We start from the raw sequence: 26,407 nt of genomic DNA, 5'->3' as shown, positions 1-26,407 counted from the left end.
TGGCCCTGAGCGGCGTCAGGCCGATGTTGACCAGTCATCGACTCGTGACCCGGGAGAGGAACACAGTATGAGAATCCATCGCGCCGGCAAGCTCGCCGCAGGTCTGATGGCCACCGCCCTGCTCGCTACCGCTTGCGGATCGACAGGTGATGAGGGCGCCGGGGGAGCCGACGGTGAGATTGAGCCCGTGAAGATCGGCATGTCCCAGATCCAATCGCATCCGTCGTTGGATGCCGTCGTCAAGGGCTTCAAGAAGGGCATGGAAGACGCCGGCTATACGGGGGACAAGGTCAGCTACGACTTCCAGAACCCACAAGGGGACCAGTCCACCAATACCGCGATCATGAACCAGTTCGCCGGTGACGATTTGGACCTGGTGCTGGCTGTCGCGACGCCCACGGCGCAGGCTGCTGCCCAGGCCATCAATGATGTTCCGATACTCTTCTCAGCGGTCACCGATGCTGAGGAAGCCAAACTTGTGTCGAGCAACGAAGCCCCGGGCGCCAACGTCACAGGTACCTCGAACAGGGGCCCCATCAAGGAACAACTCGAACTCCTCAAGAAGCTGGACCCGGAAGCCGAAACGGTGGGGATCGTCTATTCCTCCGGTGAGGTCAACTCGACGATCCAGGTGGAATGGGTGAAGGAGGCCGCTGCCGAACTCGACCTCAAGGTGAAGGAATCCTCCATTTCCGCCTCTTCCGAGGTCCAACAGGCCGCCGCTTCGCTCGATGTCGATGCGTTTTATGTGCCCAACGACAATGCCGTGGTTTCGGCGTTGGAGGGCTTGCTGCAAGCAGCCCAGTCCAAGAAGGTCCCCGTGGTCACTGCCGATGGTGCTTCGGTCAAGCGAGGAGCCACCGTCGCCTACGGCATCGACTACGAGAAGCTCGGTGTGCAGACCGCCGAGATGGCCGTGAGGATCCTCCAGGACGGCGATGACCCGGCCGAAATGCCCGTGGAGACCCTCGAGGACGTTGATCTGTACGTGAACACGGCCGCGGCGGAGAAGGCTGGAGTGGAGATTCCACAAGAAATGCTCGATGAGGCCGCGGAGGTCTACGAGAAGTAGACCCTGGCCGAATCACTGATCCCGCGGTGTCCGTTGGTCAGGCCAACGGACACCGCGGGAGGGTTCGGCGGACTCAGCTGCCGAGGTGGACGAGCATGATCCCGCCGAGGGCGATGCAGGAGACCAGGACGGTCGACGCCGCCGCCAGGATGAAGGGGCGGATGCCCACCTGCACCAGGTTGCGGACCTTCACCCCGCAGCCGAGACCGAACATCGCCGCGGACAGCAAAGCGGTCTGGGCGAACTTGCCGGCTTCGAGCACCCCGCCGGGCAGGTCGACGGTGGAGCGCAACGCGATCATGGCCAGGAAGCCGATGATGAACAGCGGGACGATGGGCGGGCGCTTGCCGTCGGCAGCAGCGATATTGCCGTTGCGGCGCTGGCGGATGCTCAACACGGCGACGACGGGGGCCAGCAGCAGGACCCGGGCGAGCTTGACGATGACGGCCACGGCGAGCGCACCACCGCCGATGATGCCGCCGGCGGCGACGACCTGGGCGATCTCGTGGATGGAACCGCCGGCCCAGAGTCCGTTGATTTCCGGGCTGAGCCCGAGGATCTGCCCGAGCAGGGGGACCAGCGGGATCATCAGCGTGCCGAAGATGACCACCAGGGCGACGGCGGTCACGACATCCTCTTCCTCGGAGTCCGCGACCCCTTCGACCCCGGCGACGGCTGCGGCGCCGCAGATGGAGAAGCCGCAGGCGATCAGCAGCACCTGCCCCGGACGCATCTTCATCAGCCGGCCCATCAGCAGGGTGCCGAAGATCCCGCCGGCGACGATGCAGACGATGACCACCAGCATCGGTGCGCCCAAGGAGACGATGTCGCCGATGACCAGCTGCAGGCCCAGGAAGACGATGCCCAACCGCAGGAGCTTCTTCGCGGCGAAGTTGATGCCCGGGGCGGTGCGCTCGGGCAGCCGCAGCAGGTTCGTGGTCGCGATACCCAGCACGATGGCGATGATCAGGGCGCTAACCCCCGGCAACAAGTGGCTCAGCGTCATGGACAGGGCGGTGGCGACCGCGCACACCAGCAGGCCGGGGGCGAAGTGTTGCAGGAGATGGCTGCCGCGGGTCGCGACGCCTGGACGTGTATCGGTATCGGTGCTCATGAACTGAGGTTTTCACGCCGCGCCCACCGGCGGTAGCCATCGGTTCGGCATGGGGTCATATCATGGGCGCATGGGTTTGAACTGGCCGGATCTGCATGCACTCGAACTCCTGGTCGCCGTGGTGGATGAAGGCAGCGTCGGTGCCGGGGCGCGCAGCATGGGCATGGCGCAGTCCAATGCCAGCCGGTTGGTCTCCCGGCTCGAGGCCACGGCCGGGGCCCCGCTGCTGCAGCGCGGTCCCCGGGGCTCGGTTCCCACCGCCCGTGGGGTGGAATTGGCCGAAGCCTCCCGGACGCTGCTGGAGCAGTCCCGGCATTTCATGGGCGTGCTGGGGGCCCGGAAGGCCGCCGGACCGGTCGAATTGCGGGTCGGGGCCAGCCAGACCGTGGCGGAGAACCTGTTGCCGGCCTGGTTGGCCGAATTGCGCCGTCAGCTGCCCGAGGTACGAGTACAGCTCCAGGTCCTGAATTCGGCCCAGGTGATCTCCAAGGTCCAAGGCGGGACGCTGCAACTGGGGTTCGTGGAGACCCCTCATCTGCCGGTGGGGATCAGTGCCGCGGTGGTCCAGGAGGACGAGTTGGCCGTCGTGGTGGGTCCCGAGCATCCGTGGGCGGAGCGGCACGGCGTCCTGGGATTGCAGGAGCTGGCCCGGACGCCGCTGGTGGTGCGTGAGCGCGGTTCGGGGACCAGGGAGGCGCTGGAGCAGCTCCTGGCCGGTCGGGCGGCAGCGGAGCCGGCGCAGGTGCTGCACAGCAATGCCGCCGTGCGCCTGGCCGTGGCCTCCGGTGCGGGGCCGGCGGCACTCAGCGAACTCGCGCTCCGTGAGCAGTTGGCTTCCGGCTCGCTGCTGCGGGTTCCCCTCGAAGGAGAGACGCCCAAGCGCCCCCTGACCGCCGTGTGGATGGGGCCGCAGCGTTTGGCCGGCCCGATCGCGGAACTCGTGGCGATCGCCGCCGCCTAAAGGCCTGCGGGGCTTCCCGGCCCCGGAGTCCGTCCTGCTACGGTGAGCACGGGTGGACGGTGTCGTCCGGCCAGGTTGGCGGGCCCCGGACTCCCTGGCCTGCTCCGCTTTGGGGTCACCGACCCGCTCGCGTGGCGACCTGAATTGGGCGCCGCCGACAAGGCAGTCCGGTGCGGGCTTGTTCGTCAAAGGTGCGCTTCGCGGCGTACCGGAAGAGGTGAGCAACGCATGGCAACGAATCCAGTGGTGGTGGGGGTCGACGGATCCGAGGACTCCAGGATCGCCTTGGAATGGGCGGTCGAATACGGTCGGCGCTACGAAGCCCCCGTCGAGGCGGTCGCGGTCTGGTCCGTCCCCTATTCCTTCGGCTACATGCCCCCGTATGCCGAAAGCCGCGCGGAGGTCAAGGAGAATGCGCGGAAGATGCTGGATGAAACCGTGCAGGAGACCGTCGGCGGTGACGCCGGGGTGATCCAGCGGATCGAACACGGGCCCCCGGCGGAAGTGCTCGTCGCGGCCTCGGGATCGGCGCAGCTGCTGGTCCTGGGCACGCGGGGGCACGGTGCCTTCGCCGGGATGCTGCTGGGGTCCGTGAGCCAGCACTGCGTCGCCCATTCCAAATGCCCCTTCGTCGTCGTCCCGAACCCGGAGGGCAGGAGCAAGGGGAAAGCGAAGAAGAAATAGGCCGCGCGACCCCGGCTGGCGGAGGCCTGGCAGCGGGCCACGGAATCGTTCCGAGGCCCGCAGCATCAGGGGAGCGGACGGCGTCGTCCTGCGGCGTTGATCAGGCCGATTTCAGGGTGTCGAGGACCCGCTGGGCCTCATCGGCGATGTGCTGCAGGGACTCCTGATCGGACTCCTCGCCCTGGATCTGGAGCTGTACCTGGATCCCGTCGTCGAGCAACGAGACATTGGTTCCGGGGATCTTGGTGTCCTGGACGGTGGTGACGGTCTGGAGGGCCAGGGCCGACGGGGCGTCCGTCTTCACCGTGGCCTCCTGCATCTTCATCGTGGTCTTGATGCCCATGACCTCGACGTCCATGTTCTTGCAGTCATCCAGCGCGTCGACCCCCTCGTCGAACTTGGCTTGGGTCTGAGCCGGGTCACCGGCGGACATGACGGTGAGGGTGAAGGTCTGCATCGGGTTGTCGGGATTGGGGTAGGTGCCGACCGCGATGTTGTTCTTCTTCAATTCCTCTTCGATGTCGATTCCCTGGGCGGAGTTGCACTTCTCGGGAGAGATCTTCATCCCCTCAACCATGGCTCCGGCCGCCCCGGCCTGGGCGCGCAGCGTTTCGCCCGACATGATCTGCACGCCGGTCTTCCCGTCGAAGTAGGCGGTCACCGCCTTCTTGAGTTGGGCATCGGAAAGGGCTGCATTGTTCCCGGCCCTGGAGCTGGCCTCCGGCGAGGCCGGTGCCGTGGAGGATCCTGCGTCGACGGTGCGGGCGGACGACGAGGCCTCGGCGGCACTGGACGAGGGCGAGGCGGCCGCGGGGGAGTCCTCCGAGGCGGAGCCCGAAGCGGAGCAGCCGGACAGGGCCAGGGCGGCGGCCAGCGGGAGGGTGAGATAAAGCGGTTTCCTGGACATGTGCTCCTCCGTCGGATGGGTGCAAGTGATGGGAAGAAGCCTTGAAATCGTGATCGGCCCCCAGATCGATGGGCAACGGAATCCGTGCCGCTTGGATTAACCTATCCGATGGATGACAACGGGGCGAAACACGTCCCCGGAGCATGGCGCAAAGTTCCGACACGAAAAAGGTCCCCGGCCGAAGCCGGGGACCTGATCTTGGGTGCCCAGATGAATGTGCCCTCGAAAGGATTCGAACCTTCGACCTTCTGCTCCGGAGGCAGACGCTCTATCCCCTGAGCTACGAGGGCGTGCCGCAGATTGCTGCGCGGCGGGGAACCTCAAAGAGCTTAGCAGGAACCGGAGCCCCCCGTGCAACCCGGAGCGTCCGGAGGGCCTAGTTAGGATTCTCCGGGCGCCGGGCCACCCGCGACGCCGTCCAGGCGCCGGCCATCAGGATCCCGGCCGAGACGATGCCGGCGACGGCTCCCAGGGTTCCGGCGGCCGGGGCGGCCCACCAGGAGAGCAGGAGTACGACGAGGCTGAGTAGTTGGGCGGCCAGCTGCGGCGCCGCCGCGGCCCGAGCTGCTTCGAGGAGCGCCTGCCGGGTGAAGCGGGCCGAGCGGGGAGCCAGTGCGGACAGGGCCAGCAGCACGTAGATGCCATGGGCGGCCAGCACATACAACGGCAACGTCCACCAACCCACCGTGCTGACCTGCAGATAGGCGGCCCCCAACAGCAGCAAGGCGATCAGGGCCGTGACGTGCTGGGGCCAGCGCAGGATCAACGCCGCGACGGCCACCGCGACGGCCACCCCGGAGCCCAGTGACACCGGGTCCCGCCCCTGGGCATTGAGCACCGCGGCGGGCAGGCAGCCGGCCAGGAGCAGTCCGGCCGCAATGAGGGCCAGCAGCGAGGCCGGGTACGTCCCCAGGGCCAACGGTTCCAGTGACGCGGGCCGGCGCTCGGGGCGGGGCCGGCGCAACAACGCGTTCATCGGCCACCGCCGGGCAGGGAGTTGGCGCGTGACCGGGCCAATCCCCAGCGTTCCACGGATTCACGCAGGACCGTCGCCGGGAGCACCTCGATGCCTTCGGCGGCCAGCTCGGCCCGCACCGCGCCACGGGTGGCCATGAGCAGGGTCAGGGCCTGTGCTTCGGAAAACGGGAGATCGGTGGCATCGGGGTCGGGCAGGGTGTCGACCACGGCGACGACGTGTCCGGCCCGGGCCCAGCGTGCCGGGATGGAAGCGACGTCGTGGTCCAGCAGCGGGGAGAAGAAATAGACCAGTGTCCCGGGCGCCGGTGTCGGGAGCCGGCTGGGGAGGATGCTGCTGGAGGAGACCGCCAGCGCCGCGAATCGCCGACGCAGCAGTTCCAGCTGGCGGTGTCCACCGGCGGGACGGACCGGGGAGGAGAATCCGACGGCGTCCAGCATCCCGACCCGATCACCGCGAGCCAGATAGGCCGCAGCCAGGGAACCGGCGGCGCTGCGCGTGAGCTGGAGGCTGGTGACCATGCGCAGGGCATCCAACGAAGGGTCGATCCAGGCGGCGACCCGGGCCGGGAAATCAACGCGGGCATCGATGGCCAGGGTGACCCCGGCATCGGCCGGTGCCAGATAGCGGCGGACCAGCGGCATGCCCGAGGCCTCCGTGTTGCGGGCCGTGGCCCGCCAGTCGATATGCCGGCGGTCATCTCCGGGCCTGAGCGGCCCCACGTCCCGTAATTCGGTTCCCCCACCACGGAGCCTGGCGTGGTGGCTCCCTGCATGGGCCCGCAGCGCCGAGGGGGTGGGCAGGCGCCGCACCGGATCGGGGGAGGGCTGGAGCATGGCGGTGAGTTTGCCGGTCTGCGACTCGTGGCGACAGATGCCCAGATCGGGGCTGAAGGCGGACACCCGGTAGGCCAACAGATCACGTCGTCCGCCCCGGGGGACCCGGATCCCCAAGCCGGGTGTTTCCGCCGTCGTGGCGATCAGCGCCGATTCCCTTCCTCCCGGGGCCACCGCCCGCACCACCATCAGGGCGGGGACGGTCCGGGGGTCGGGGCCCGCGTCGCGGAACAGGATCCGCCGTCGGGTCCCGCCAGTGACCTGGGCGTGGACGGACCGATCGAACTCCAGCGTCGGGACATGCCGGTTGCCGAACCGGCGCGGGGTCGACACGGCGATCAGGGCGAAGAGGGCCCCCAGGACCGCGACATCGGGGCGGCGGGCGATGGCGGCCCCGACGCCGAAGAGCAGGGCCAGTAGTACGGCCACCCCCCATTGCGGGGATCTGGCGGCAGGACCCGCCACCGCAGGTTGCCGGCGGGCGTCCACCAACCGGGATACGGGGGGTTCGGTCGTCGTCGGCTGGGAGCCGGAGCCGGGGCTCACGGTGCGGTGGCCGGGACCTCGACGGACCCGGTGATTTCGTCGATGAGCCCCACGGGATCCGCTCCCCGGGCCCAGGCCGCCGGGGAAAGCACCAGCCGGTGGGCCAGGACCGGGACGGCCACCTCCTTGAGGTCCTCGGGAACCACATAGGCCCGCCCGTCCAGTGCCGCCATGGCCCGAGCCATCAGCACCAGGGCCTGGGAGCCACGCGGCGAGGCACCGACCTGGACCTCGTCCAACCCTCGGCTGGCCGCGGTCAGACGCACCGCGTAGGCCACGATATCCGCCGAGACAGGAACCCGGGCCAGGTCCTCCTGCAGGGTGCGCAGGGCAAGAGGGTCGAGCACCGCCTCCAGGACCGGTTCCACCAGGCCACGTTCCAACCGCTTCGCCACGATGTCGGCTTCGGCTCCCGCCGTGGGATACCCCAGGGCCAACCGGACCAGGAAGCGGTCCAGCTGGGCCTCGGGCAGCGGATAGGTGCCTTCGAATTCCACCGGGTTGGACGTGGCGAAGACATGGAAGGGCACGGGCAGACGGTGGGTGGAGCCTTCGATGGAGACCTGCCCCTCGGCCATGGCCTCCAGCAGGGCGGATTGGGTCTTGGGGGAGGTGCGGTTGATCTCGTCGGCCAGCAGCAGGCCGGTGAAGACGGGACCGGGCTGGAAGTCGAAACTGCGCTCGACGGGATCGAAGATCGAGGAGCCGGTGACGTCCGAGGGCAGCAGGTCGGGAGTGCACTGCAACCTGCGGAAACCCAGCCCGAGTGTCTGGGCCAGGGACCGGGCCACCAGCGTCTTGCCCAGTCCGGGCATGTCCTCGAACAGGACGTGGCCTCCGGCCAGGACGGCGGCCAGGGCCAGTCGCAACGGGGCGCGGGTGCCGATCACCGCTCGCCCGACCCCTTCCAGGACCGCGGTGCCCGCGGCGGCGATGCGCGCGGTGGTTTCTTCGGCGGCGGGGCCATCGAACTGCTGGGGGCCTGATGCGGGATCGCTCATGAGCGGCCTTTCGTCGTGAGGGCGGACAGTGGGGGGGCCTGGGAGAACCAGAGGTCGACTTCGTGGGCGGCGGCGGTGGCCTGCCGGGACGTGAGGTCGCGGCCGGCCTGCAGTTCACGGTGCGCCACGACGGTGGCAGGGCCCACGGCTTCGGGGTCCCCGGCGAACCGGACCGCCGTCCCCACCGCGTGCTCCAGGCCCCGGGCCGCCGGGGAATGCCTGCTGAGGCGTTTGGAAAGCAGGGCGAAGGACAGGGCACGGAAGCCCTGGTTGCCGTTGGCCGGGCGTCCGGGATCCAGCGGGATCCGGGTGGAGAACGTCAGCAGCGGAAGGATGGTGAACAGATAGCCCACACAGACACCCAGCGCGGTGAACACCGCGGTATGGCCGGCATCGATGCGGGTGTAGAGGCAGAAGCCCAGAGCGATGACGCCGAAGGAGAGCGGGCCGATCCACACCGTCCTTCCGCGCTGGCCCGCAGCCGGCCGCTTCATGCGTCCACGCTGGCGGGTCGGGATGGTCGGCGTTTCCCGGCCGCGGCGACTTCCTCGGCCAGCACGGTGAAATCGGCGCCGGCGCGGCGGCCCTGGGCGAGGTCGGGTTCCCAACCAGGGGTACCGGCGTCGTATCTGGCCCGCTCATACAGGGCCAATAGCCGGGCCAAGGGGGCGCGGGAGACCCCGAAAGCCGCCAACATGGCCCCGGCGTGTTCGGTGGGGGTCTGGGATCCCCGGCGTTCCTGCCCGGCCGAAGCAGCCAGCTGTTCGAGCTCGACCCAGGAGGCAATGAGGCGCGAATGGATCTGACCCGCGGTGGCCCCGTCGAGCGAGGCCCCTGCGTGGGTGAGGCTCTGGGCCACTTCGGCCCGCAAGGCGGCCTCGCGGGCGATGAGGTCGGCGGGGGCGGTTTCGGGGTCCACGTCGGCCCGGTCCTTGCGGCGCAGCGAGAGCACCAGGACGACCAGGAGCAGGAGGGTCGCGGCGAACAGGGTGGCGGCGATGGTCTGGCCGATCGTGGAGATGGTCTGCTCGTCCGGGCGGTTCTGCGGGGCGACGGTCCCTTCGATGGGACCCTCGAGTTCCGGTTCCGCGCTCGGGGGTGCGTCCCCCTTCAGCGCCCCGTTCTGCTGGGGGATCCCCGGGGGGCTGTCGTGGCTCAGGGTGGGCAGGGCCGAGGCCCCGAAGACCACCAGCAGGGCCCCGAGGAAGACCACCATGAAGGCCATGGTGGGCCGCGGCATCCGCCTTGTGGTTCGTCCCATTTCGTTCCCCTGGTCGTCGCTGACCTGTTGGTGGGTGAATCTACCAGCAGCAGCGCTCCGGGCGCAGTGGGGTCATCGAGTCGGAAGCGGGCCTGCCGGGCCGTTATCCTTGGGGGGTGACTCCTGAAGAACTCTCCCTCGCCATTTCCGCCTGCCTGCGCGAAGCCGTCGCTGCCGGTGAATTCACCGTCGACGTGCCCGAAGAAGTGCGGGTGGAACGACCCAAGAGCCGTGAGCACGGGGACTGGGCCACCAACATCGCCCTGCAGCTGGGCAAGAAGGCCGGCATGAACCCGCGCGAATTCGCCGCCGCCCTGCGCGAACGCCTGGTCTCGATCCCCGGGGTCGCCTCCGTCGACATCGCCGGACCGGGATTTCTGAACATCACCCTCGACGCGGCCGCCGCCGGTGAGCTGGCCAAATCCATCGTCGAGGCAGGGGCCGCGTACGGGGCCGGGTCGAGCCTGGCGGGCCAACGGATCAACCTTGAATTCGTGTCGGCGAACCCGACGGGACCGATCCACCTCGGGGGGACCCGGTGGGCCGCGGTCGGGGACTCGCTGGCCCGAATCTTCCAGAACCAGGGCGCCGAAGTGACCCGTGAGTACTACTTCAACGACCATGGCGCCCAGATCGACCGCTTTGCCCGGTCCCTGCTGGCCAACGCCCGCGGTGAAGCAACCCCCGAGGACGGCTACGCGGGGCAGTACATCGATGACATCACCGCGCGTGTGCTCGCCATCGAGCCGGAGATCCTGCAGGCTGCCGATCCGCAGGAACGCTTCCGGGCGATCGGCGTGGACATGATGTTCGGGGAGATCAAGTCCTCCCTTCACGACTTCGGCGTCGACTTCGATGTCTTCTTCCACGAGGATTCCCTGCACCGCGATGGCTCGGTCGAGAAGCTGCTGGAACAGCTGAAGACCTCCGGAAGCCTGTACTTCGCCGACGGGGCCTGGTGGTTGCGCTCGACCGAACACGGGGACGACAAGGACCGGGTCGTCATCAAGTCCGATGGCCAGGCCGCCTACATCGCCGGGGACATCGCCTATATCCAGGACAAGCGGGCACGGGGCTTCGACCTGAACGTGTACATGCTCGGCGCCGACCACCACGGCTACGTCGCCCGGTTGAAGGCCGCCGCGGCGGCCCTGGGCCACGACCCGGACTGCGTCGAGGTCATGATCGGCCAGATGGTCAACCTGATGCGCGAGGGCAAACCCGTGCGCATGTCCAAACGGGCCGGCACCGTGGTCACTCTCGAGGACCTGGTGGACACGGTGGGGGTGGACGCGGCCCGCTACGCGCTGACCCGCTATTCCTCGGACTCGAACATCGACATCGACCTGGATCTGCTGCAGCAGAAGTCCAACGACAACCCGGTGTTCTACGTCCAATACGCCCATGCCAGGTCCCGGGCGGCCTCGCGCAACGCCGCGGCCGCCGGGGTGGACCGCAGCGCCTTCAACGCCGCGCTGCTGACCCACGAGACCGAAAACGACCTGCTGGCCGTGCTGGCGCAGTTCCCGCACCACCTGGTCGGTGCCGCGGAACACCGGGAGCCGCACCGTGTGGCCCGCTACCTCGAATCCCTGGCCGGGGCCTACCACCGCTGGTATGCGGCGGCCCGGATCACCCCGTTGGCCGACGGACCGGTCGAGGACGTCAACCGCACCCGGCTGTGGCTCAACGACGCCACCACCCAGGTGCTGGCCAACGGCCTGGACCTGTTGGGCGTTTCGGCCCCGGAGAGGATGTAGCCGTGGCGGCCTCGAATCTGGCTCCCGACTGGTTGAGCTACCCCACTGACATCAACGCACTGCACCGCGTCCAATGGGCCTCCGGAGTGGCCCGCACCGATGACGGCGAACTGGCGGTTCAGGGACTGCGCGTGACGGAGCTGGCCCGCCGATACGGCACCGCCTTGTTCGTGCTGGACGAGGATGACTTCCGGGCCCGGGCCGCCGGCTTCCGTGAGGCCTTCGACGCGGCCTTCGCCGAACTCTGCGGCGGGGTCGACGTCTACTATGCCGGCAAGGCGTTCCTGAGCATCGAGGTGGCCCGCTGGATCACCGAGGAGGGACTGCGTCTGGACACCTGCTCGGGCGGGGAACTGGCGGTGGCCCGACGCGCCGGGGTCCCGGCGGCGAACCTGTCGCTGCACGGGAACAACAAATCGGCGACCGAGATCGACACCGCCCTGGACCTGGGGCTGGGCCGGATCGTGGTGGACAGCCTGGATGAGCTCGACCGCATCATCACCCTCGCCGGCCGCAAGGGCGCCACCGCCAACGTGATGCTCCGGTTGACCCCGGGGGTCCATGCGAGCACCCACGAGTTCATTGCCACCGCCCACGAGGACCAGAAGTTCGGTCTGTCCCTGGTCCCCGACGCGACCGGCAGTTCGCCGGCGGCGGCGGCCGTGGCGGTGGCCCTGGAGGCGCCGGAGGTGAATCTGCTGGGCATCCACGCCCATATCGGCTCGCAGATCTTCGAGGCCGAAGGTTTTGAGATCGCCGCCCGCACCATGCTCGGCTTCCTGGGCGCGATCCGGGACCGGCACGGGGTGGAGCTGCCCGAACTGGATCTGGGCGGCGGATACGGCATCGCCTACACCGAGGCCGACACCCCCCGTGATCCGGCCGAGCTGGCCCGGGCGATGGCCGCCGTCGTGGCCGAGGAAGCCGCCGCCCTGGGGTTGGCGGTCCCGCGGATCTCCATCGAACCCGGACGGGCCATTGCCGGCCCGAGCACCTTCACCCTCTACGAGACCGGGGTCCGCAAGACCGTCCAGGTCGACGACGGGGCCGGTACGCTGCCGCGTCGCTATGTTTCGGTGGACGGCGGGATGAGCGACAACGCCCGGCCGGTGCTCTACGAAGCGGACTACAGTGCCGTGCTCGCCTCGCGTGTGACGGAGGCCGAACCGATTATGTCCCGGGTGGTTGGAAAACACTGTGAAAGTGGTGACATAGTCGTCCGGGATGTTTACCTGCCGGACGACGTCGCGGCGGGCGACCTCCTCGCGGTCCCCGGAACCGGTGCGTATTGCTGGGCTTTGGCCAGCAACTACAACTATCTGGGCCGGCCCGCGGTGATCGCCATCCGCGATGGTGCCGCCCGCGTCATCATCCGCAGGGAAACCGAAGACGATTTGTTGGCCCGTGACATGGGAGCGTAGGTAACACGTGAAGAAACTCAAGGTGGCCCTCCTCGGCTGCGGCAATGTCGGTGCGCAGGTCGCCAGGATCCTGCTGGACGACGCCGAAGTCCTCTCCGAGCGCACCGGGGCGGGACTGGAACTGGCAGGCATCGCCGTGCGCAACACCGGGGCACCGCGCGATGTGGAACTGCCCGCCGGACTGTTCACCACCGATGCCGAGGCACTGGTGGACTCCGCGGATATCGTCATCGAGCTCATGGGCGGCCTGGAACCGGCCGCCTCCCTGATCCGCCGGGCCATCGATGCCGGAGCCACGGTGGTCACCGGGAACAAGGCGCTGCTGGCCAAGGACCTGCCGGGGCTCTCGGCCCGGGCCAACGAGGCCGGAGTCCAACTCTCCTACGAGGCAGCCGTGGCCGGGGCCATCCCGATCCTGCGGCCCATCCGCGATTCCTTGGCGGGTGACCGGATCACCAAGGTCATGGGCATCGTCAACGGCACCACCAACTACATCCTCGACGCCATGGACACCTCCGGCGCGGCCTTCGACGACGCCCTGGCCAAGGCCAAGGAGCTCGGCTACGCCGAAGCCGATCCGACGGCGGACATCGAAGGCCACGACGCCGCCTCGAAGGCGGCGATCCTGGCGACTCTGTCCTTCCACGCGCCCTTCGACCTGGACGATGTGGACTGCGAAGGCATCACCTCCGTCACCGCCGAGGACGTGGCCGCCGCCCGCGAACAGGGAATGGTCATCAAGTTGCTGGCCATCGCCGAACGCCTGGGCAACGGCAGCGGCCCCGAAGGGGTCGGCGTCCGGGTCCACCCGACGCTGATCCCGCGCGTGCACCCGCTGGCCGCGGTGCACGGGGCCTTCAATGCCGTGTTCGTCGAGGCCGACAATGCCGGGGAACTGATGTTCTACGGCCAGGGGGCCGGCGGCCGTCCCACCGCCTCGGCCATCGTCGGTGATGTCGTCTCCGCGGCCCGTCGCGTCGTCCTGGGCGGTCCGGGACGCACCGAGGCCACCGTCGGCCAGATCAAGGCCCTGCCCATCGAAGCGGTACGCACCAGCTACAGCATCGGCCTGCAGGTCAGCGACAAGACCGGCGTCCTGGCCAAGATCGCGAAGATCTTCACCGACCACAAGGTCTCCATCGAAACCATGCGCCAGAGTCCCGAGGACGTCGAAGGGGATGCCCCCGGCTCGGCGTCGCTGCGCTTCGTCACCCACCGCGGCAGCGAAGCAGCCCTGGCCGCGACCGTGGCGGACATCAAGGAACTCAGCGTCGTCACCGCCGTGACGTCCGTACTCCGAGTCGAAGGAAACTAAGTGGCCCACCAGTGGCGCGGAGTCATCCGCGAATACGCATCCCGACTGCCCGTGGACGATTCCACCCGGGTCATCACCCTGGGGGAGGGGGGCACCCCGCTGGTCTTCGCCCCGGCGTTGTCCGAACTCACCGGATCCGAGGTGTACCTGAAGGTCGAGGGGATGAACCCCACCGGCTCCTTCAAGGACCGAGGCATGACCATGGCCATCACCGCGGCGATCGCCTCCGGCGCCGAGGCCGTCGTCTGCGCCTCCACCGGCAACACCTCGGCCTCGGCCGCCGCCTACGCCACCCAGGCGGGCATCAAATGCGCCGTGCTGGTCCCCGACGGCAAGATCGCCATGGGCAAGCTCTCCCAGGCCATCGCCCACGGTGCCGAACTGCTGCAGGTCAACGGCAACTTCGACAACTGCCTGGAGGTGGCCCGGAAGCTGAGCGAGAACTACCCGGTCTTCCTGGTGAACTCGGTGAACCCGGCCCGGATCGAAGGCCAGAAGACCGGGGCCTTCGAGATCGTGGATTTCCTGGGGGACGCCCCGGACTACCACCTGTTGCCGGTGGGCAATGCGGGGAACATCACCGCCTACTGGAAGGGCTACCAGGAGTATTCCGAGCCCTACGAATCCGCCAGTGCCGGCCAGCTGGCCCCCGTGGCCACCAAACGCCCGATCATGTGGGGGTTCCAGGCCGCCGGCTCGGCACCGATCGTCGCCGGCCACCCGATCACCGAACCCGATACGATCGCCACCGCCATCCGGATCGGCAACCCTGCCTCCTGGGCCCAGGCCGAAGCCGCCCGTGATGAATCCGGCGGCATGATCGACGCCGTCAGCGACGAGGAGATCCTCGAGGCCCACCGCTGGCTTTCGGCCAAGGAAGGGGTGTTCGTGGAACCGGCATCCGCTGCGGGGGTCGCCGGACTGCTCAAGCACCATGCCGCCGGGGACGTCCCGGCCGGTAGGAAGATCGTCATCACGGTCACCGGCCACGGGCTCAAGGACCCGCAATGGGCCTTGCGCAACGCGGACGGATCCGACGTCGCCCCCACCAAGGTGGACTTCGACGTCGTGGCAGTGGCCGACGCCCTCGGCCTGGCCTGAAGCATGGGCCGCACGAATCCCGCGGGCATCCCCGTCCCCCAGGCCAGGGTCCACGGCCCGGTCGTGGCCCCCGGCCAACGGGTGACGGTGTCGGTGCCCGGGACCACCGCCAACCTGGGTCCCGGCTATGACTGCCTCGGGCTGGCATTGGGTCTGCGCGACACGTTGACGGTGACCACGACGGCGGAAACCGGGGTCAAGGTCGAGGTCGAGGGGGAGGGTGCCGGCTGCCTGCCCACCGATGCCCACCATCTGGTCGCCCGCACCATCCTTGCCCGGTGGGCCGACGCCGGGGCCGGACCTGCCGGACTGCGGCTGCACGCCCATAATGTGATCCCGCACGGACGGGGGCTGGGTTCCTCGGCGGCGGCGATCGTCTCGGGGCTGGCTGCCGCCGACGCCCTGCTGCCCGAGGCCCTGCGCCGCGAGGTGACCGGCCGCGAACCACTGTTCGCGGCCGCAGCCCGGTTGGAGGGCCACCCCGATAACGTCGCCCCGGCCGTCGAGGGGGCCCTGACGCTGTCGCTGCAGGACGAACACGGGGCCCGCAGCACGGCACTGGAGCTGGACCCGTCGATCGTGCCGGTGGTGGCGATCCCCGATACCGAACTCTCCACCCGGACGGCCCGCTCGCTGCTGCCGGACACCGTGCCGCACGCGGTGGCCGCGGCCAATGGAGCCCATGTGGGTCTGCTGGTCCATGCCCTGGCCGGGCACCCGGAGCTGCTGCTGGCGGCCACCGAGGACCGGCTCCACCAGGACCAGCGGGCCCCGGCGATGCCCGCCTCGGCCGAACTGATCTCCCGGCTGCGGTCCGCGGGGCATGCGGCAGTGGTTTCCGGCGCCGGGCCCACGGTGCTCATCCTGGCCGTCTCGGCCCGGGAAGCCGATGCCGTCGCCGAACTCATCGCCGCCGCGCCGACCGTCACCCGGGATCCCGGATCGAGGGCCGCCGCGGTGACGTGGCGTGTCCTGATGCCCGGGATAGACCTCACGGGTGTTAGAGTGGAGTCGCACTAGCGGTAATACCCCCGGTATTCGCGACGGAGACGTTTGGTCACCATCGGGATCGGGGAACGCACGGATCGTGCACTTCGCGAACTCCACTTATTTGGTTCCCCTGTGTCGACCCGAAGCAGACCGCGTGCGGCTTTCATGCTGGCCGTGCCCCGATTGCCGGGGAACCGGCGGCCACCACACAGGATGAATGCTTCAGGGCAGCATCGGCGTTTGCCGATATGCCCGGCAGCCGGCCCGCATCTGAAGCGGAGTACCGGAAGACAACCCAGCGGATCGTTCCGATATGATCCGCCCGACGAGGGGGAAGGAACCTTCGTGACCGATACCACCAGCCTGACCGCAGGCGTGGAAGAAACGTCGACGGCACCACAGAGCGCAGGACTGGCCGGGCTCAAGCTCGCCCAGCTCCAGGCACTGGCGTCACAACTGGGGATCACCGGCGGATCGCGGATGCGCAAGGGTGATCTCGTCACCGCCATCTCGAACCACCAGCGTGGCGGCTCCGTCGCCGACCGCGACAAGCCAGCCAAGGCCGCAGCAACACAGGCCCCCGCCCAGAAGGCGAAGACCGCCGAGAAGGCGCCGGCCGAGGCCGCCCCGCAGTCCGAGTCCGAGGATCGCCCGGCCCGTGGCCGTGGCCGCAGCCGTCGAGCCAGCAGCGATGGGCAGAGCACCGCTACCGAGTCGACCGACTCGAAGCAGGTCGCCTCCGCTCCCGACGCCGAGGCCGAGACCTCCAACGATTCCGGCTCCAACCAGCGCCGCAGCCGTGGTGCGCGCCGTACCTCCGAGACCACCGAGGGCAACGACGCCAACTCCGGTTCAAGCCAGGACGGTGGCCAGCAGCAGGAGGGCGCCCAGTCCTCCGGCGGCAACGACGACCGCCAGGACCGGGGCAACGACCGTTCGCGCAACCGTCGTTCGCGTAACCGCCGCGACAACAACGAGTCCGGCAACTCCCATGACTCCCGCGATGGAAACCGCGACGAGGGCCAGAAGGGCCAGCAGAACGACTCGGGTCGCAACGACCAGCAGGACAATCAGCGCGATCACGGCAACCGCCGGGACAACCAGCAGGACAACCAGCGCGACCACAGCAACCAGCGTGACAACCAGCGGGAGAACAACCGCCGGGACAACCAGCGGGACAACGACCACCGTCGCGACAACGATTCCAACGACCGCGGTGGACGCAACAACCGCCGCGACCGGAACCGCAATCGCAACGACCGCAACGACCGGAACGACCGGAACAACCGTCGCGGACGCAACCGCAACCAGCCCGAGGTGGACGACACCGAGGTCACCGAGGACGATGTCCTGCTGCCGGTGGCCGGGATCCTGGACGTGCTGGAGAACTACGCCTTCGTGCGCACCTCCGGCTACCTGCCCGGGCCCAGCGACGTCTACGTCTCGCTGAACCAGGTCAAGCGCCACAACCTGCGCAAGGGCGACGCGGTCGTCGGAGCCATCCGGGCCCCCCGCGATGGCGAGAACAACAACTCGGGCAACCAGCGGGCGAAGTTCAATGCCCTGGTGAAGCTGACGAACGTGAACGGCAAGCCGGTCGAGGAGAACAAGGACCGTGTCGAGTTCAACAAGCTCGTCCCGCTCTACCCCTCCGAGCGTCTGCGCATGGAAACCGACGCCAAGCTCGTCGGACCGCGCGTCATCGACCTGGTCGCCCCGATCGGCAAGGGCCAGCGTGGCCTGATCGTCTCGCCGCCGAAGGCCGGCAAGACCCTGATCCTGCAGTCCATCGCCAACGCGATCACGGTGAACAACCCCGAGGTCCACCTCATGATGGTGCTCGTGGACGAGCGTCCCGAAGAAGTCACCGACATGCAGCGCACGGTCAAGGGCGAGGTCGTTGCCTCGACCTTCGACCGTCCCGCCGACGACCACACCACGGTCGCGGAACTGGCCATCGAACGGGCCAAGCGCCTGGTGGAAATGGGCATGGACGTCGTGGTCCTGCTGGACTCGATGACCCGTCTGGGCCGTGCCTACAACCTCAGCGCCCCGGCCTCGGGCCGGATCCTTTCCGGTGGTGTCGACTCGGCGGCCCTGTACCCGCCGAAGCGCTTCTTCGGTGCCGCCCGCAACATCGAGAACGGTGGCTCGCTGACCATCCTGGCCACCGCACTGGTGGAGACCGGCTCCAAGATGGACGAGGTCATCTTCGAGGAGTTCAAGGGCACCGGCAACATGGAGTTGCGCCTGTCCCGCCAGTTGGCGGACAAGCGGATCTTCCCGGCAGTGGATGTGCGCGAATCCAGCACCCGCCGCGAAGAGAACCTGCTTTCTCCCGAAGAGATCAAGATCATGTGGCGTCTGCGCCGGGTGCTCTCCGGGCTGGAGACGCAGCAGGCGTTGGAGGTCCTCACCTCCAAGATCCGCGAAACGCAGTCCAACGCGGAATTCCTGATGCTGGTGTCCAAGACGACCCTCGGGTCCAAGTCCGACTCCTAGCTACCCGTACCGCCCGGATCCGGTCCCGCCCCTGAAGGCGTGGACCGGGCCGGGCGTTATGCGTTAAGGCCGGGAGACGGCCCGTTCGTCCCTAGACTGGTATCCGCGTGGAAACCGCAACCACCCGTGGTGCCGAGAAAGAAGTACAGCCATGTTCGAGTCCATCCAGGGCCTGCTCGACGAGCACGCCGAACTGCAGGCCAGGCTCAGCGACCCCGCCGTCTACCAGGACCAGGCGGTGGCCCGGAAGCTCGGACGCCGCAGTGCCCAGCTCAACGGGATCGTCGAGGCGCATAAGCGCTACGTCCAGATCACCGAGGACCTGGAAGCGGCCCGGGAGATGGCCGAGGAGGACGCAGAGTTCGCCGAAGAGGTCGCCAGCCTGGAGGCCGAACTGCCGGCCGCGGAGGAGAAGCTGCGCCGTCTGCTGATCCCGCGGGACCCCAACGACTCCCGTGATGTGATCCTGGAGGTCAAGGGTGGTGAAGGCGGCGACGAGGCGGCACTGTTCGCCGCGGACCTGCTGCGCATGTACACCCGCTATGCGGAGCACCGGGGGTGGAAGACCGAACTGATCTCCTCCAACGAATCGGATCTCGGTGGCTATAAGGACGCCCAGATGGCCATCAAGGGAAAGTCCAACGATCCTGCTGAAGGCGTCTACGCCCACCTGAAGTTCGAGGGCGGGGTGCACCGCGTGCAACGGGTGCCGGTCACCGAATCCCAGGGGCGGATCCACACCTCGGCCGCGGGCGTGCTGGTGCTGCCCGAGGTCGACGAGCCGGAGGAGGTGGATCTGCACCCCAACGACCTGAAGGTCGACGTGTACCGGTCCTCGGGCCCCGGCGGCCAGAGCGTGAACACCACCGACTCGGCAGTGCGCCTGACGCACCTGCCCACCGGGATCGTGGTGGCCATGCAGAACGAGAAGTCCCAGATCCAGAACCGTGAAGCGGCCATGCGCGTGCTGCGGTCCAGGCTGCTGGCCCATCAGCAGGAGCAGATCGACGCGGAGAACTCCGAGGTCCGCAAGTCCCAGGTGCGCACCATGGACCGGTCCGAGCGCATCCGCACCTACAACTACCCGGAAAACCGGATCGCCGACCACCGCACCGGATATAAGGCCTACAACCTGGACCACGTGATGAACGGGGAACTGGACCCGCTGATCAACTCCTGCATCGAAATGGACGAACAGGACCGCCTGGACGCCATCGGCGACGACCAGAAGTAGGCCCGCGGTGGAACTGGAGCAGGCACTGCGCACGGCGGTGGGAGAACTGCGCGAGGCCGGGGTCTCCTCCCCGCGCGCCGACGCGGAACTGCTGGCCGCGCATCTGCTGTCCGTCTCCCGGGGCCGCGTCCTGGCCCTGGCCCTGGCGGGGGCCCCGGCCCCCGAGGGATTCCAGGAGCTGGTGGCCCGCAGGGCCCAACGGATCCCGCTGCAGCATCTGACCGGGGTGGCCTATTTCCGTCATCTGGAGCTGGCCGTCGGACCCGGGGTGTTCATCCCGCGTCCGGAAACGGAACTGCTGGCCCAACTGGCGATCGACCGGGCCCGGGAGGTCCTGGCCGGGCAGGGCGGCGTACGGGTCGTGGATCTGGGGACCGGTTCCGGGGCCATCGCCGCCGCGGTGGCCAGCGAGGTTCCCGGCGCGGAGGTCTTCGCGGTCGAAATCAGCGAGCAGGCCTACCCGTGGGCGCTGCGCAACACCGCCCCCCACGGCGTCACGTTGGTCGCCGAGGACCTGCGCACCGCTTTGGCCCGGCACCACGGGACCTTCGACCTGGTGGTGTCCAATCCCCCCTACATCCCTCCCGGCGCCATCCCGCGGGACCCTGAAGTCCGCGACCACGATCCGGAGCTGGCGCTCTACGGGGGAGGGCCCGACGGACTGGATCTGCCGCGCGCGGTCATCGCCGCCGGGGTCCGCCTGCTGGCCCCCGGAGGCTATCTGGCCCTGGAACACGCGGAGGTCCAGGCCGGACCGATGCAAGGACTCTTCGCCGAAAGTGGTCGGTGGCAGGGGATCCACGGCCACCGCGACCTCAACGACGCCGACCGGGTGACCGCCGCCTACCTGGCCGAAACCGCCGTCCCCGCCGGATCGACATGGAAGAATGGACCCCGTGACCGAACGCTTTGACTGCACCACCGAACCCACCCGCTCCGAGGCCATCGCCGCCGCCCAGGAGGCCATTACGGCCAAACAGTGCGTCGTGATGCCCACGGACACCGTCTACGGGATCGCCGCCGACGCCTTCTCCGCCCAGGCGGTGGCCACCCTGCTGGCCGCCAAGGGCCGGGGACGGAACATGCCGCCACCGGTGCTCATCGCCCGGGTGGGGACCATGGACGGGCTCGCTGCCGAGATCCCCGACGATGCCCGGCTGCTGGCGAATTTCTTCTGGCCCGGCGCCCTGACGTTGATCCTGCGCAGCCAGCCGAGCTTGTCCTGGGATCTGGGCGACACCCGGGGCACCGTGGCCTTGCGCATCCCCGATGACCGGATCGCCCGGGATCTGCTCAAGGAGACCGGCCCGTTGGCGGTTTCCAGCGCCAACCGTTCCGGCCAGCCGGCCGCGACGACGGCGGCCGAAGCCGAGCAGATGCTGGCCGAATCGGTCGCCGTCTACCTCGACGGCGGGCCACGTCCCGAGCCGCTGGAGGACGCGGAGGCCTCTGCCCTGCCCTCGACCATCGTCGACTGCACCGGCGAGGTCCTGCGCGTGGTGCGCCAGGGCGCCCTGGGCCTGGAGGAACTACGCGAACGCGTCCCGTCGCTGCTCGGTATCGACGAGGCCATGCCCGACGCGGCCAACCCTCAAGCCGAACCCGAAGGTTCTGGTGTAGAACTGAAGGACGACGACGACGCCGAGGCCTCCGGGACGCCGGAATCGGCCCCGGCCGACCCTGGTGTTTCCGACGTCCAGGCCGACGGCCCGCCGCCGACCACCAGCTAGGACCGCGGAACCAACCGCATGCAGGACCCAAGATCCAAGGTGCCACCCACCGTGGCACCTGCCGGGAGACCGGACCATTGACGAGGAGCACAGACCTGAGCGTCGCGAACATATGAGCACCAGGCAAAGCCCCGATCTACCCAAGACCGCCAGCAGCGACCGGATCCTCTGGCTCGGTTCACAATTCCTGCTGGATGCCGTGGCCTGGGTCATCGCGATCATCATCGCCATGATCCTGCGCTACGAAATGACCTTCGACCCGGCCAAGATCGACGGCGTCGCCATCATCGCGGCGGTGGCCATCGTCAGCCAGCTGGTGGTCGGGACCGCCCTGTCGCTCTATCGGGGACGGTACAGCTTCGGGTCCTTCCACGAAGCCAAACTGCTGGTCATCGTCACCGTCACGGTCTCGGTGATCCTGACCATCGTGCTGCTCTTCGCGGGCATCCCGATGCAGATCGCCCGCGGCATCGGCCTGATTGCCTTCCCCTTCGCCTGCATCTTCATGGCGGCGATCCGCTACGTCAAACGCATGCATGTCGAGAGCAAGACCAAACCCGGGGACCACGCCGAACGCACACTGATCTACGGGGCCGGCTTCGTCGGCACCTCCATCGTGACCCGGATGAGCAACGACCGGCTCTCGCCCTGGCAACCGGTGGGACTGATCGACGACGACCCGTCCAAGAAGCATCTGCGCATCTCCTCCGTGCCGGTGCTGGGCCGCCGGGAAGACATCCCCGACGTGGTCCGCCGCACCCGGGCCACCGTGATCCTGCTGGCCATGGCGAACATGGATGCCGTGGCGATCCGGGAGATCAGCGATCTGGGGCACTCACTGGGGCTGAAGGTCCTGGTCGTCCCGCCGCTGCGCGACATGCTCACCGGAGGCCATGAATTCTCCTTCCGCGAAGTCGACATCGAGGATCTGATCGGTCGCCACCCGGTGGATATCCACGTCGACGAGATCGCCGGGTACGTCACGGGCAAACGCGTGCTGGTCACCGGGGCCGGCGGTTCCATCGGCTCCGAACTGTGCCGACAGATCAGCATGTACCAACCGGCCGAACTGATCATGCTCGACCGTGATGAAACCGGGTTGCAGACCACCCAGATCTCCTTGACCGGCCGGGGCCTGCTCAACGGGCAGGATACGGTGCTGGCCGATATCCGCGACGCCGAGACCCTGACCGGGATCTTCGTGGACCGCAAGCCGGAGGTCGTCTTCCACACCGCCGCACTCAAACACGTCTCGTTGTTGGAGCAGTATCCGGAGGAAGCCTGGAAGACCAACGTGCTGGGCAGCCTGAACGTGCTCAACGCGGCCCGGGGGGCCAACGTGGACACCTACGTGAACATCTCCACCGACAAGGCGGCCAACCCCACCACCGCGCTGGGGCACTCCAAACGGGTCGCCGAGAAGCTCACCGCCTGGATGGGCGAGCAGACCGGCTGCAAATACGTCTCGGTCAGGTTCGGCAACGTGCTGGGCAGTCGTGGTTCGGTGCTGCCGCTGTTCACCGAACAGATCCTCAAGGGGGGCCCGGTCACCGTCACCGACCCGGAGGCCACCCGGTTCTTCATGACCATCCCCGAAGCCTGCCAACTGGTCATCCAGGCCGGGGCGATCGGCCGGGGCGGGGAAGTGATGATCCTGGACATGGGCAAGGCGGTACGCATCCTTGACGTCGCCGAGCACATGATCCAGCTCAGCGGCAAGGACGTGGAAATCGAAATCACCGGACTGCGCCCGGGGGAGAAGCTGCACGAGGACCTCATCGGGGAAGGCGAAGGCGATGAACGCCCGCTGCACCCGAAGATCTCCCATGCCCATATCGACGTCCTGGATCCCGCCGTCATGGACCTGGGGGAGTGGAAGCACCGCCAGGGCCTCACCGATGGTCCCGGCCACGACGCCCAGGACGCCGTGTAGTGGCCGGAACCGCCATCGTGGCCATCGCCGTCGCATTCGTCGCCGGTGTCCTGCTGCCTTTCGCCCTCATCCCGCTGCTACAGCGCCTGGGGGTCATCGACGTGCCCAACGACCGCTCCTCGCACACCATCACCGCGGTGCGCGGATTGGGGTTGACCATCACCGTGGCCATCATGGCCGGCTTCGCGATCATCTGGGCCACCGCGGACAACGCCTCGGGGGGCCTGCTTCCCGTGGTGGCCGGGGTCGCCCTGGCCGCGGCCGTCCTGGGCTGGGTCGAGGACTACCGCGGGGTTTCGGTGGGCTGGCGGTTCTCCCTGCAACTGATCATCGGTGCCGTCGGCACCACGGCGATGGTCATCCTCACCGGCAGCTCCTGGTGGTGGATCCTCGTCGGGGCGCTGGCCCTGGGCGCCTACATCAACGTCGCCAACTTCATGGACGGCATCAACGGGATCAGCGGCCTGCACGGGCTGGTGGTCGGTCTCTTCTTCGCCGGGGCCGGGGCGATCGATGACCAGGCCTGGCTCATCGCCCCCTCCCTGGTCGTCGCCGCCGCCTTCGCCTCCTTCCTGCCCTGGAACCTGGGGCGGGGGCACGTCTTCCTCGGGGACGTGGGCAGCTACCTGCTGGGCGGAACGCTGGCGGCACTGGGCGCCGCGGCCTTCCTGAACGGGATGGAAGCCGGCTATCTGCTGGGCCCGGTGGCCATCTACCTGGCGGATACCGGTTACACCCTGCTGGCGCGGATCCGCGGCGGGGAACGGTGGTATGCCGCCCACCGCCAACACGTCTACCAGCGTCTGACCGACGTCGGACTCAGCCACCCCGCCTCGGCGCTGATGGTGGCCGGGGCCACCGCGCTCTGTGCCGGCGGTGCCATGATGGCCGTGCAGTCGGTGGGTTGGGGACAGTACCTCTGGGGCATTTTCATCCTGGCGATCGTGCTGGCCTACCTCTCCAGTCCGGTCTGGATCGGGCGCTTGCGTCGCAGCGTCGCGGCCTAGCGACCCCCGGTTCAGAATACTTTTCTATCTCGTGTAGAATCGGACGAGGTTTCCAGCGGAAACACAAAAAGTTGAACTGCTGCCCCACCCCTTCGCGACGGGTTTCGACCGGTCGGGGGGAGGAGCGACAAGGATGGGATGTACATGCCACAGGCGACTGGCTCGGGCGGCGTCGGCGTCGTCAAGGAGTCGGGGGAGACCGCGTCTCCCTGGCTGGCGATCCTGCGTACCTGTTCGATCGTCACCGGTCTTGCCGCCGTCCTCCTGGCCCTCGTGGCCTGGGTGGTCGCCGGGCCGGCAGCGGCGGGCAGCGCACTGGGATCGGTCGTCGTGGTCATCATCTTCTTCGGCATCAGCCTGGCCATCGGACATCTGGTGGGTCGGCGTAATCCTTCCGCGGCCTTCGGGGCGTTCATGATCGGCTACGTGGTGAAGGTCCTCCTGCTTGGCGGGTTGGCCTTCGGCCTGGGCCTGCCGGCCTGGACGGACGGGACCTGGCTTCTGGTCGGCGTCGTCTCCGCCGTGGTCATCTGGCAGGCAGTGGAGTTGCACGCCTTCTCCAAGCTGCGCCTGCAGTTGTACAACGACCCGATTCCCGCCACGGACGCCGGAGCGGGTGGGGCCTGATGTCCCCACCGAACGGCGACCGCCCCCAGGGCGGAGGGATCTCACCCTTCCGGGAGAACGTCAACTACATCGTTGGCGGGATCATCGCGTGGGGTTTGATAGGGTGGCTGTTGGACTTCTTGTTGCATGCCCGCTGGATCTGGTTGGTAGGTGCCCTTCTTGGAGCCGCCGCTGGATATTACCTGGCAGTCCTCCACAGAAAAGATCGTGCTTCCGGGCCGATTTCTGGTGCGGACGAGTAAGAACCAAAAAACTTCATCCGTTGGGAAACCTGAACGGCTTTCCAACGCTATTGCCCCATGACGGACACAGCAGAGAGGAACCGCGTTGATCGCGCTTGCGCTTCCGGCGGCCCCCGCAGAAGGTGGGTTCAAAGCCCCCGGCCTAGAGGACATGCACCTTCCCGAAATCATCCCGTGGGGAGCCGATTACGGCAGTGGCTTCGGCAAGCAGATGCTGCTGGTCATCCTCTCCGTCGTTCTCATTTCCTGGTTCTTCATGGCTACTTCTCGGCGCGGCAAGATCGTTCCGGGTAAATTCCAGTTCCTCGGTGAGGTCTCGTACAACTTCGTCCGTAACTCGGTCGGCAAGGACATCATCGGCGAAAAGGACTTCAAGCCCTACGTCCCGCTGCTGATGAGCCTGTTCTTCTTCATCTTGGTGAACAACCTCTTCGGTGTCGTGCCGATCTTCCAACTGCCCACCACATCGCATGTGGGCACCGCCTATGCACTGGCCGGCATCGTCTATGTGTACTGGATCTTCCTCGGCTTCAAGAAACACGGGATTGCCTACCTGAAGCTGTCCGTGGTCCCTTCGGGAGTCCCCAAGGCGATCCTGCCGTTGATCATCGTCATCGAGATCATCTCTAACTTCTTCGTCCGCCCGCTGACGCACAGTCTGCGTTTGTTTGCCACCATGCTTTCCGGTCACCTGATCGTGATGCTTGCCGCTGCCGGTACGTCCTTCATGCTCGTGGAGGGCGGTGCCTTCCTCAAGGGTCTGGGCGTGCTGACCTTTGCTGGCGGCGTGGCCATGGGCCTCTTCGAAGTCCTCATCATGGCCCTCCAGGCCTACGTCTTCGTCCTGCTGACAGCCATCTACATTCAAGGCGCGTTGGTCGAAGAACACTAAGAACCATTCCCTCTCGGGGGAACATCCTGTATCCAACACCCTGCCAACCGGCATTCTGAAAGGAACCAAATGGACATCTACGGCAGCCTCAACGCCATCGGCTACGGCCTCTCCGCAATCGGCGGTGCCATCGGCGTGGGCCTCGTCTTCGCCGCGTACATCAATGGCGTCGCACGTCAGCCCGAGGCACAGCGCGTGCTGCAGCCGATCGCCTTCCTCGGCCTGGCGCTGACGGAAGCCCTGGCCATCCTGGGCCTCGTCTTCGCCTTCATCTGGGGCCGCGTCTAAACTTCGG

The 26,407-nt window shown here is 67.9% G+C and carries 24 protein-coding genes and 1 tRNA gene; 17 read left to right on the top strand and 8 right to left on the bottom strand.

Translation table 11 applies throughout. The features are described from left to right. The first annotated feature begins 67 nt into the window (after window positions 1-67). On the top strand, window positions 68-1,072 hold the full coding sequence (locus ACT3S2_RS09225; RefSeq protein WP_444553595.1) for an ABC transporter substrate-binding protein: 1,005 nt from the start codon (window positions 68-70) through the stop codon (window positions 1,070-1,072). Window positions 1,073-1,145: 73 nt separating this feature from the next. Here ACT3S2_RS09225 and ACT3S2_RS09220 read toward each other — a convergent pair whose 3' ends face one another. After that, on the bottom strand, window positions 1,146-2,186 hold the full coding sequence (locus ACT3S2_RS09220) for a YeiH family protein (RefSeq protein ID WP_444561568.1): 1,041 nt from the start codon (window positions 2,184-2,186) through the stop codon (window positions 1,146-1,148). Window positions 2,187-2,256: 70 nt separating this feature from the next. On the opposite strand from ACT3S2_RS09220, the gene ACT3S2_RS09215 reads away from it, so the two are divergent. Further along, the gene (locus ACT3S2_RS09215) at window positions 2,257-3,147 is read left to right on the top strand and encodes a LysR family transcriptional regulator (RefSeq protein ID WP_444553593.1); all 891 of its coding nucleotides are present in this window, start codon (window positions 2,257-2,259) and stop codon (window positions 3,145-3,147) included. A gap of 228 nt (window positions 3,148-3,375) precedes the next feature. After that, window positions 3,376-3,831, top strand: coding sequence for a universal stress protein (locus ACT3S2_RS09210; protein WP_444553592.1), 456 nt, complete (start codon window positions 3,376-3,378; stop codon window positions 3,829-3,831). Between the two features lie 100 nt (window positions 3,832-3,931). Here ACT3S2_RS09210 and ACT3S2_RS09205 read toward each other — a convergent pair whose 3' ends face one another. The 7 genes from ACT3S2_RS09205 to ACT3S2_RS09175 form a co-directional block, all read right to left on the bottom strand. Continuing rightward, window positions 3,932-4,738: a hypothetical protein gene (locus tag ACT3S2_RS09205; protein ID WP_444553591.1), complete on the bottom strand. Its 807-nt coding sequence runs from the start codon at window positions 4,736-4,738 to the stop codon at window positions 3,932-3,934. 217 nt (window positions 4,739-4,955) lie between these two features. Further along, window positions 4,956-5,028 (bottom strand) — tRNA-Arg (locus tag ACT3S2_RS09200). Window positions 5,029-5,114: 86 nt separating this feature from the next. Then, window positions 5,115-5,714 carry a hypothetical protein gene (locus ACT3S2_RS09195; protein WP_444553590.1) on the bottom strand — a complete coding sequence of 200 codons (600 nt, stop codon included), beginning with the start codon at window positions 5,712-5,714 and terminating at the stop codon, window positions 5,115-5,117. After that, a complete protein-coding gene (locus tag ACT3S2_RS09190; RefSeq protein ID WP_444553589.1) occupies window positions 5,711-6,979 on the bottom strand; it encodes a DUF58 domain-containing protein in 1,269 nt (422 codons plus the stop codon). Before ACT3S2_RS09190 ends, ACT3S2_RS09195 begins: the two co-directional genes overlap by 4 nt. 113 nt (window positions 6,980-7,092) lie before the next feature. After that, on the bottom strand, window positions 7,093-8,097 hold the full coding sequence (locus ACT3S2_RS09185; RefSeq protein WP_444553588.1) for an AAA family ATPase: 1,005 nt from the start codon (window positions 8,095-8,097) through the stop codon (window positions 7,093-7,095). Beyond that, complete coding sequence (locus ACT3S2_RS09180) at window positions 8,094-8,591, bottom strand: hypothetical protein (RefSeq protein ID WP_444553587.1); 498 nt, start codon at window positions 8,589-8,591, stop codon at window positions 8,094-8,096. Before ACT3S2_RS09180 ends, ACT3S2_RS09185 begins: the two co-directional genes overlap by 4 nt. Then, window positions 8,588-9,358, bottom strand: a complete 771-nt coding sequence (locus ACT3S2_RS09175; RefSeq protein ID WP_444553586.1) for a DUF4129 domain-containing protein — start codon at window positions 9,356-9,358, stop codon at window positions 8,588-8,590. Before ACT3S2_RS09175 ends, ACT3S2_RS09180 begins: the two co-directional genes overlap by 4 nt. A 116-nt stretch (window positions 9,359-9,474) precedes the next feature. Between ACT3S2_RS09175 and argS the strand changes: the two genes are divergently transcribed. From argS to atpE, 14 genes are all read left to right on the top strand, one after another. Then, complete coding sequence (argS, locus tag ACT3S2_RS09170) at window positions 9,475-11,118, top strand: arginine--tRNA ligase (protein WP_444553585.1); 1,644 nt, start codon at window positions 9,475-9,477, stop codon at window positions 11,116-11,118. Between the two features lie 2 nt (window positions 11,119-11,120). Beyond that, on the top strand, window positions 11,121-12,539 hold the full coding sequence (lysA, locus tag ACT3S2_RS09165; protein ID WP_444553584.1) for a diaminopimelate decarboxylase: 1,419 nt from the start codon (window positions 11,121-11,123) through the stop codon (window positions 12,537-12,539). Between the two features lie 7 nt (window positions 12,540-12,546). Next, window positions 12,547-13,854 (top strand): homoserine dehydrogenase, encoded by a 1,308-nt coding sequence (locus ACT3S2_RS09160; protein ID WP_444553583.1) that lies wholly within the window; start codon window positions 12,547-12,549, stop codon window positions 13,852-13,854. Then, window positions 13,855-14,955: a threonine synthase gene (gene thrC / locus ACT3S2_RS09155; protein ID WP_444561567.1), complete on the top strand. Its 1,101-nt coding sequence runs from the start codon at window positions 13,855-13,857 to the stop codon at window positions 14,953-14,955. Window positions 14,956-14,958: 3 nt separating this feature from the next. After that, complete coding sequence (gene thrB / locus ACT3S2_RS09150) at window positions 14,959-15,975, top strand: homoserine kinase (RefSeq protein ID WP_444553581.1); 1,017 nt, start codon at window positions 14,959-14,961, stop codon at window positions 15,973-15,975. A gap of 315 nt (window positions 15,976-16,290) precedes the next feature. After that, window positions 16,291-18,447: a transcription termination factor Rho gene (gene rho, locus ACT3S2_RS09145; RefSeq protein WP_444553580.1), complete on the top strand. Its 2,157-nt coding sequence runs from the start codon at window positions 16,291-16,293 to the stop codon at window positions 18,445-18,447. A gap of 151 nt (window positions 18,448-18,598) precedes the next feature. After that, window positions 18,599-19,681: a peptide chain release factor 1 gene (gene prfA / locus ACT3S2_RS09140; RefSeq protein WP_444553579.1), complete on the top strand. Its 1,083-nt coding sequence runs from the start codon at window positions 18,599-18,601 to the stop codon at window positions 19,679-19,681. 7 nt (window positions 19,682-19,688) lie between these two features. Further along, complete coding sequence (gene prmC, locus ACT3S2_RS09135; RefSeq protein ID WP_444553578.1) at window positions 19,689-20,594, top strand: peptide chain release factor N(5)-glutamine methyltransferase; 906 nt, start codon at window positions 19,689-19,691, stop codon at window positions 20,592-20,594. Continuing rightward, window positions 20,578-21,411 carry an L-threonylcarbamoyladenylate synthase gene (locus ACT3S2_RS09130; protein ID WP_444553577.1) on the top strand — a complete coding sequence of 278 codons (834 nt, stop codon included), beginning with the start codon at window positions 20,578-20,580 and terminating at the stop codon, window positions 21,409-21,411. Before prmC ends, ACT3S2_RS09130 begins: the two co-directional genes overlap by 17 nt. A 112-nt stretch (window positions 21,412-21,523) precedes the next feature. Further along, window positions 21,524-23,344, top strand: coding sequence for a polysaccharide biosynthesis protein (locus tag ACT3S2_RS09125; protein WP_444553576.1), 1,821 nt, complete (start codon window positions 21,524-21,526; stop codon window positions 23,342-23,344). After that, window positions 23,344-24,351, top strand: a complete 1,008-nt coding sequence (locus ACT3S2_RS09120) for a UDP-phosphate glycosyltransferase (protein ID WP_444553575.1) — start codon at window positions 23,344-23,346, stop codon at window positions 24,349-24,351. The genes ACT3S2_RS09125 and ACT3S2_RS09120 overlap by 1 nt, the downstream gene beginning before the upstream one ends. Window positions 24,352-24,495: 144 nt before the next feature. Beyond that, window positions 24,496-24,978 (top strand): hypothetical protein, encoded by a 483-nt coding sequence (locus tag ACT3S2_RS09115; RefSeq protein WP_444553574.1) that lies wholly within the window; start codon window positions 24,496-24,498, stop codon window positions 24,976-24,978. 327 nt (window positions 24,979-25,305) lie between these two features. Further along, complete coding sequence (gene atpB / locus ACT3S2_RS09110) at window positions 25,306-26,112, top strand: F0F1 ATP synthase subunit A (RefSeq protein ID WP_444553573.1); 807 nt, start codon at window positions 25,306-25,308, stop codon at window positions 26,110-26,112. A gap of 69 nt (window positions 26,113-26,181) precedes the next feature. After that, window positions 26,182-26,400 (top strand): ATP synthase F0 subunit C, encoded by a 219-nt coding sequence (atpE, locus tag ACT3S2_RS09105; RefSeq protein ID WP_086998932.1) that lies wholly within the window; start codon window positions 26,182-26,184, stop codon window positions 26,398-26,400. Window positions 26,401-26,407: the final 7 nt, after the last annotated feature.

It is taken from the genome of Arthrobacter sp. AOP36-A1-22 (assembly GCF_052377615.1).
Lineage (GTDB): Bacteria > Actinomycetota > Actinomycetes > Actinomycetales > Micrococcaceae > Arthrobacter_H.
This window is presented reverse-complemented; position numbering and strand designations above follow the sequence as displayed.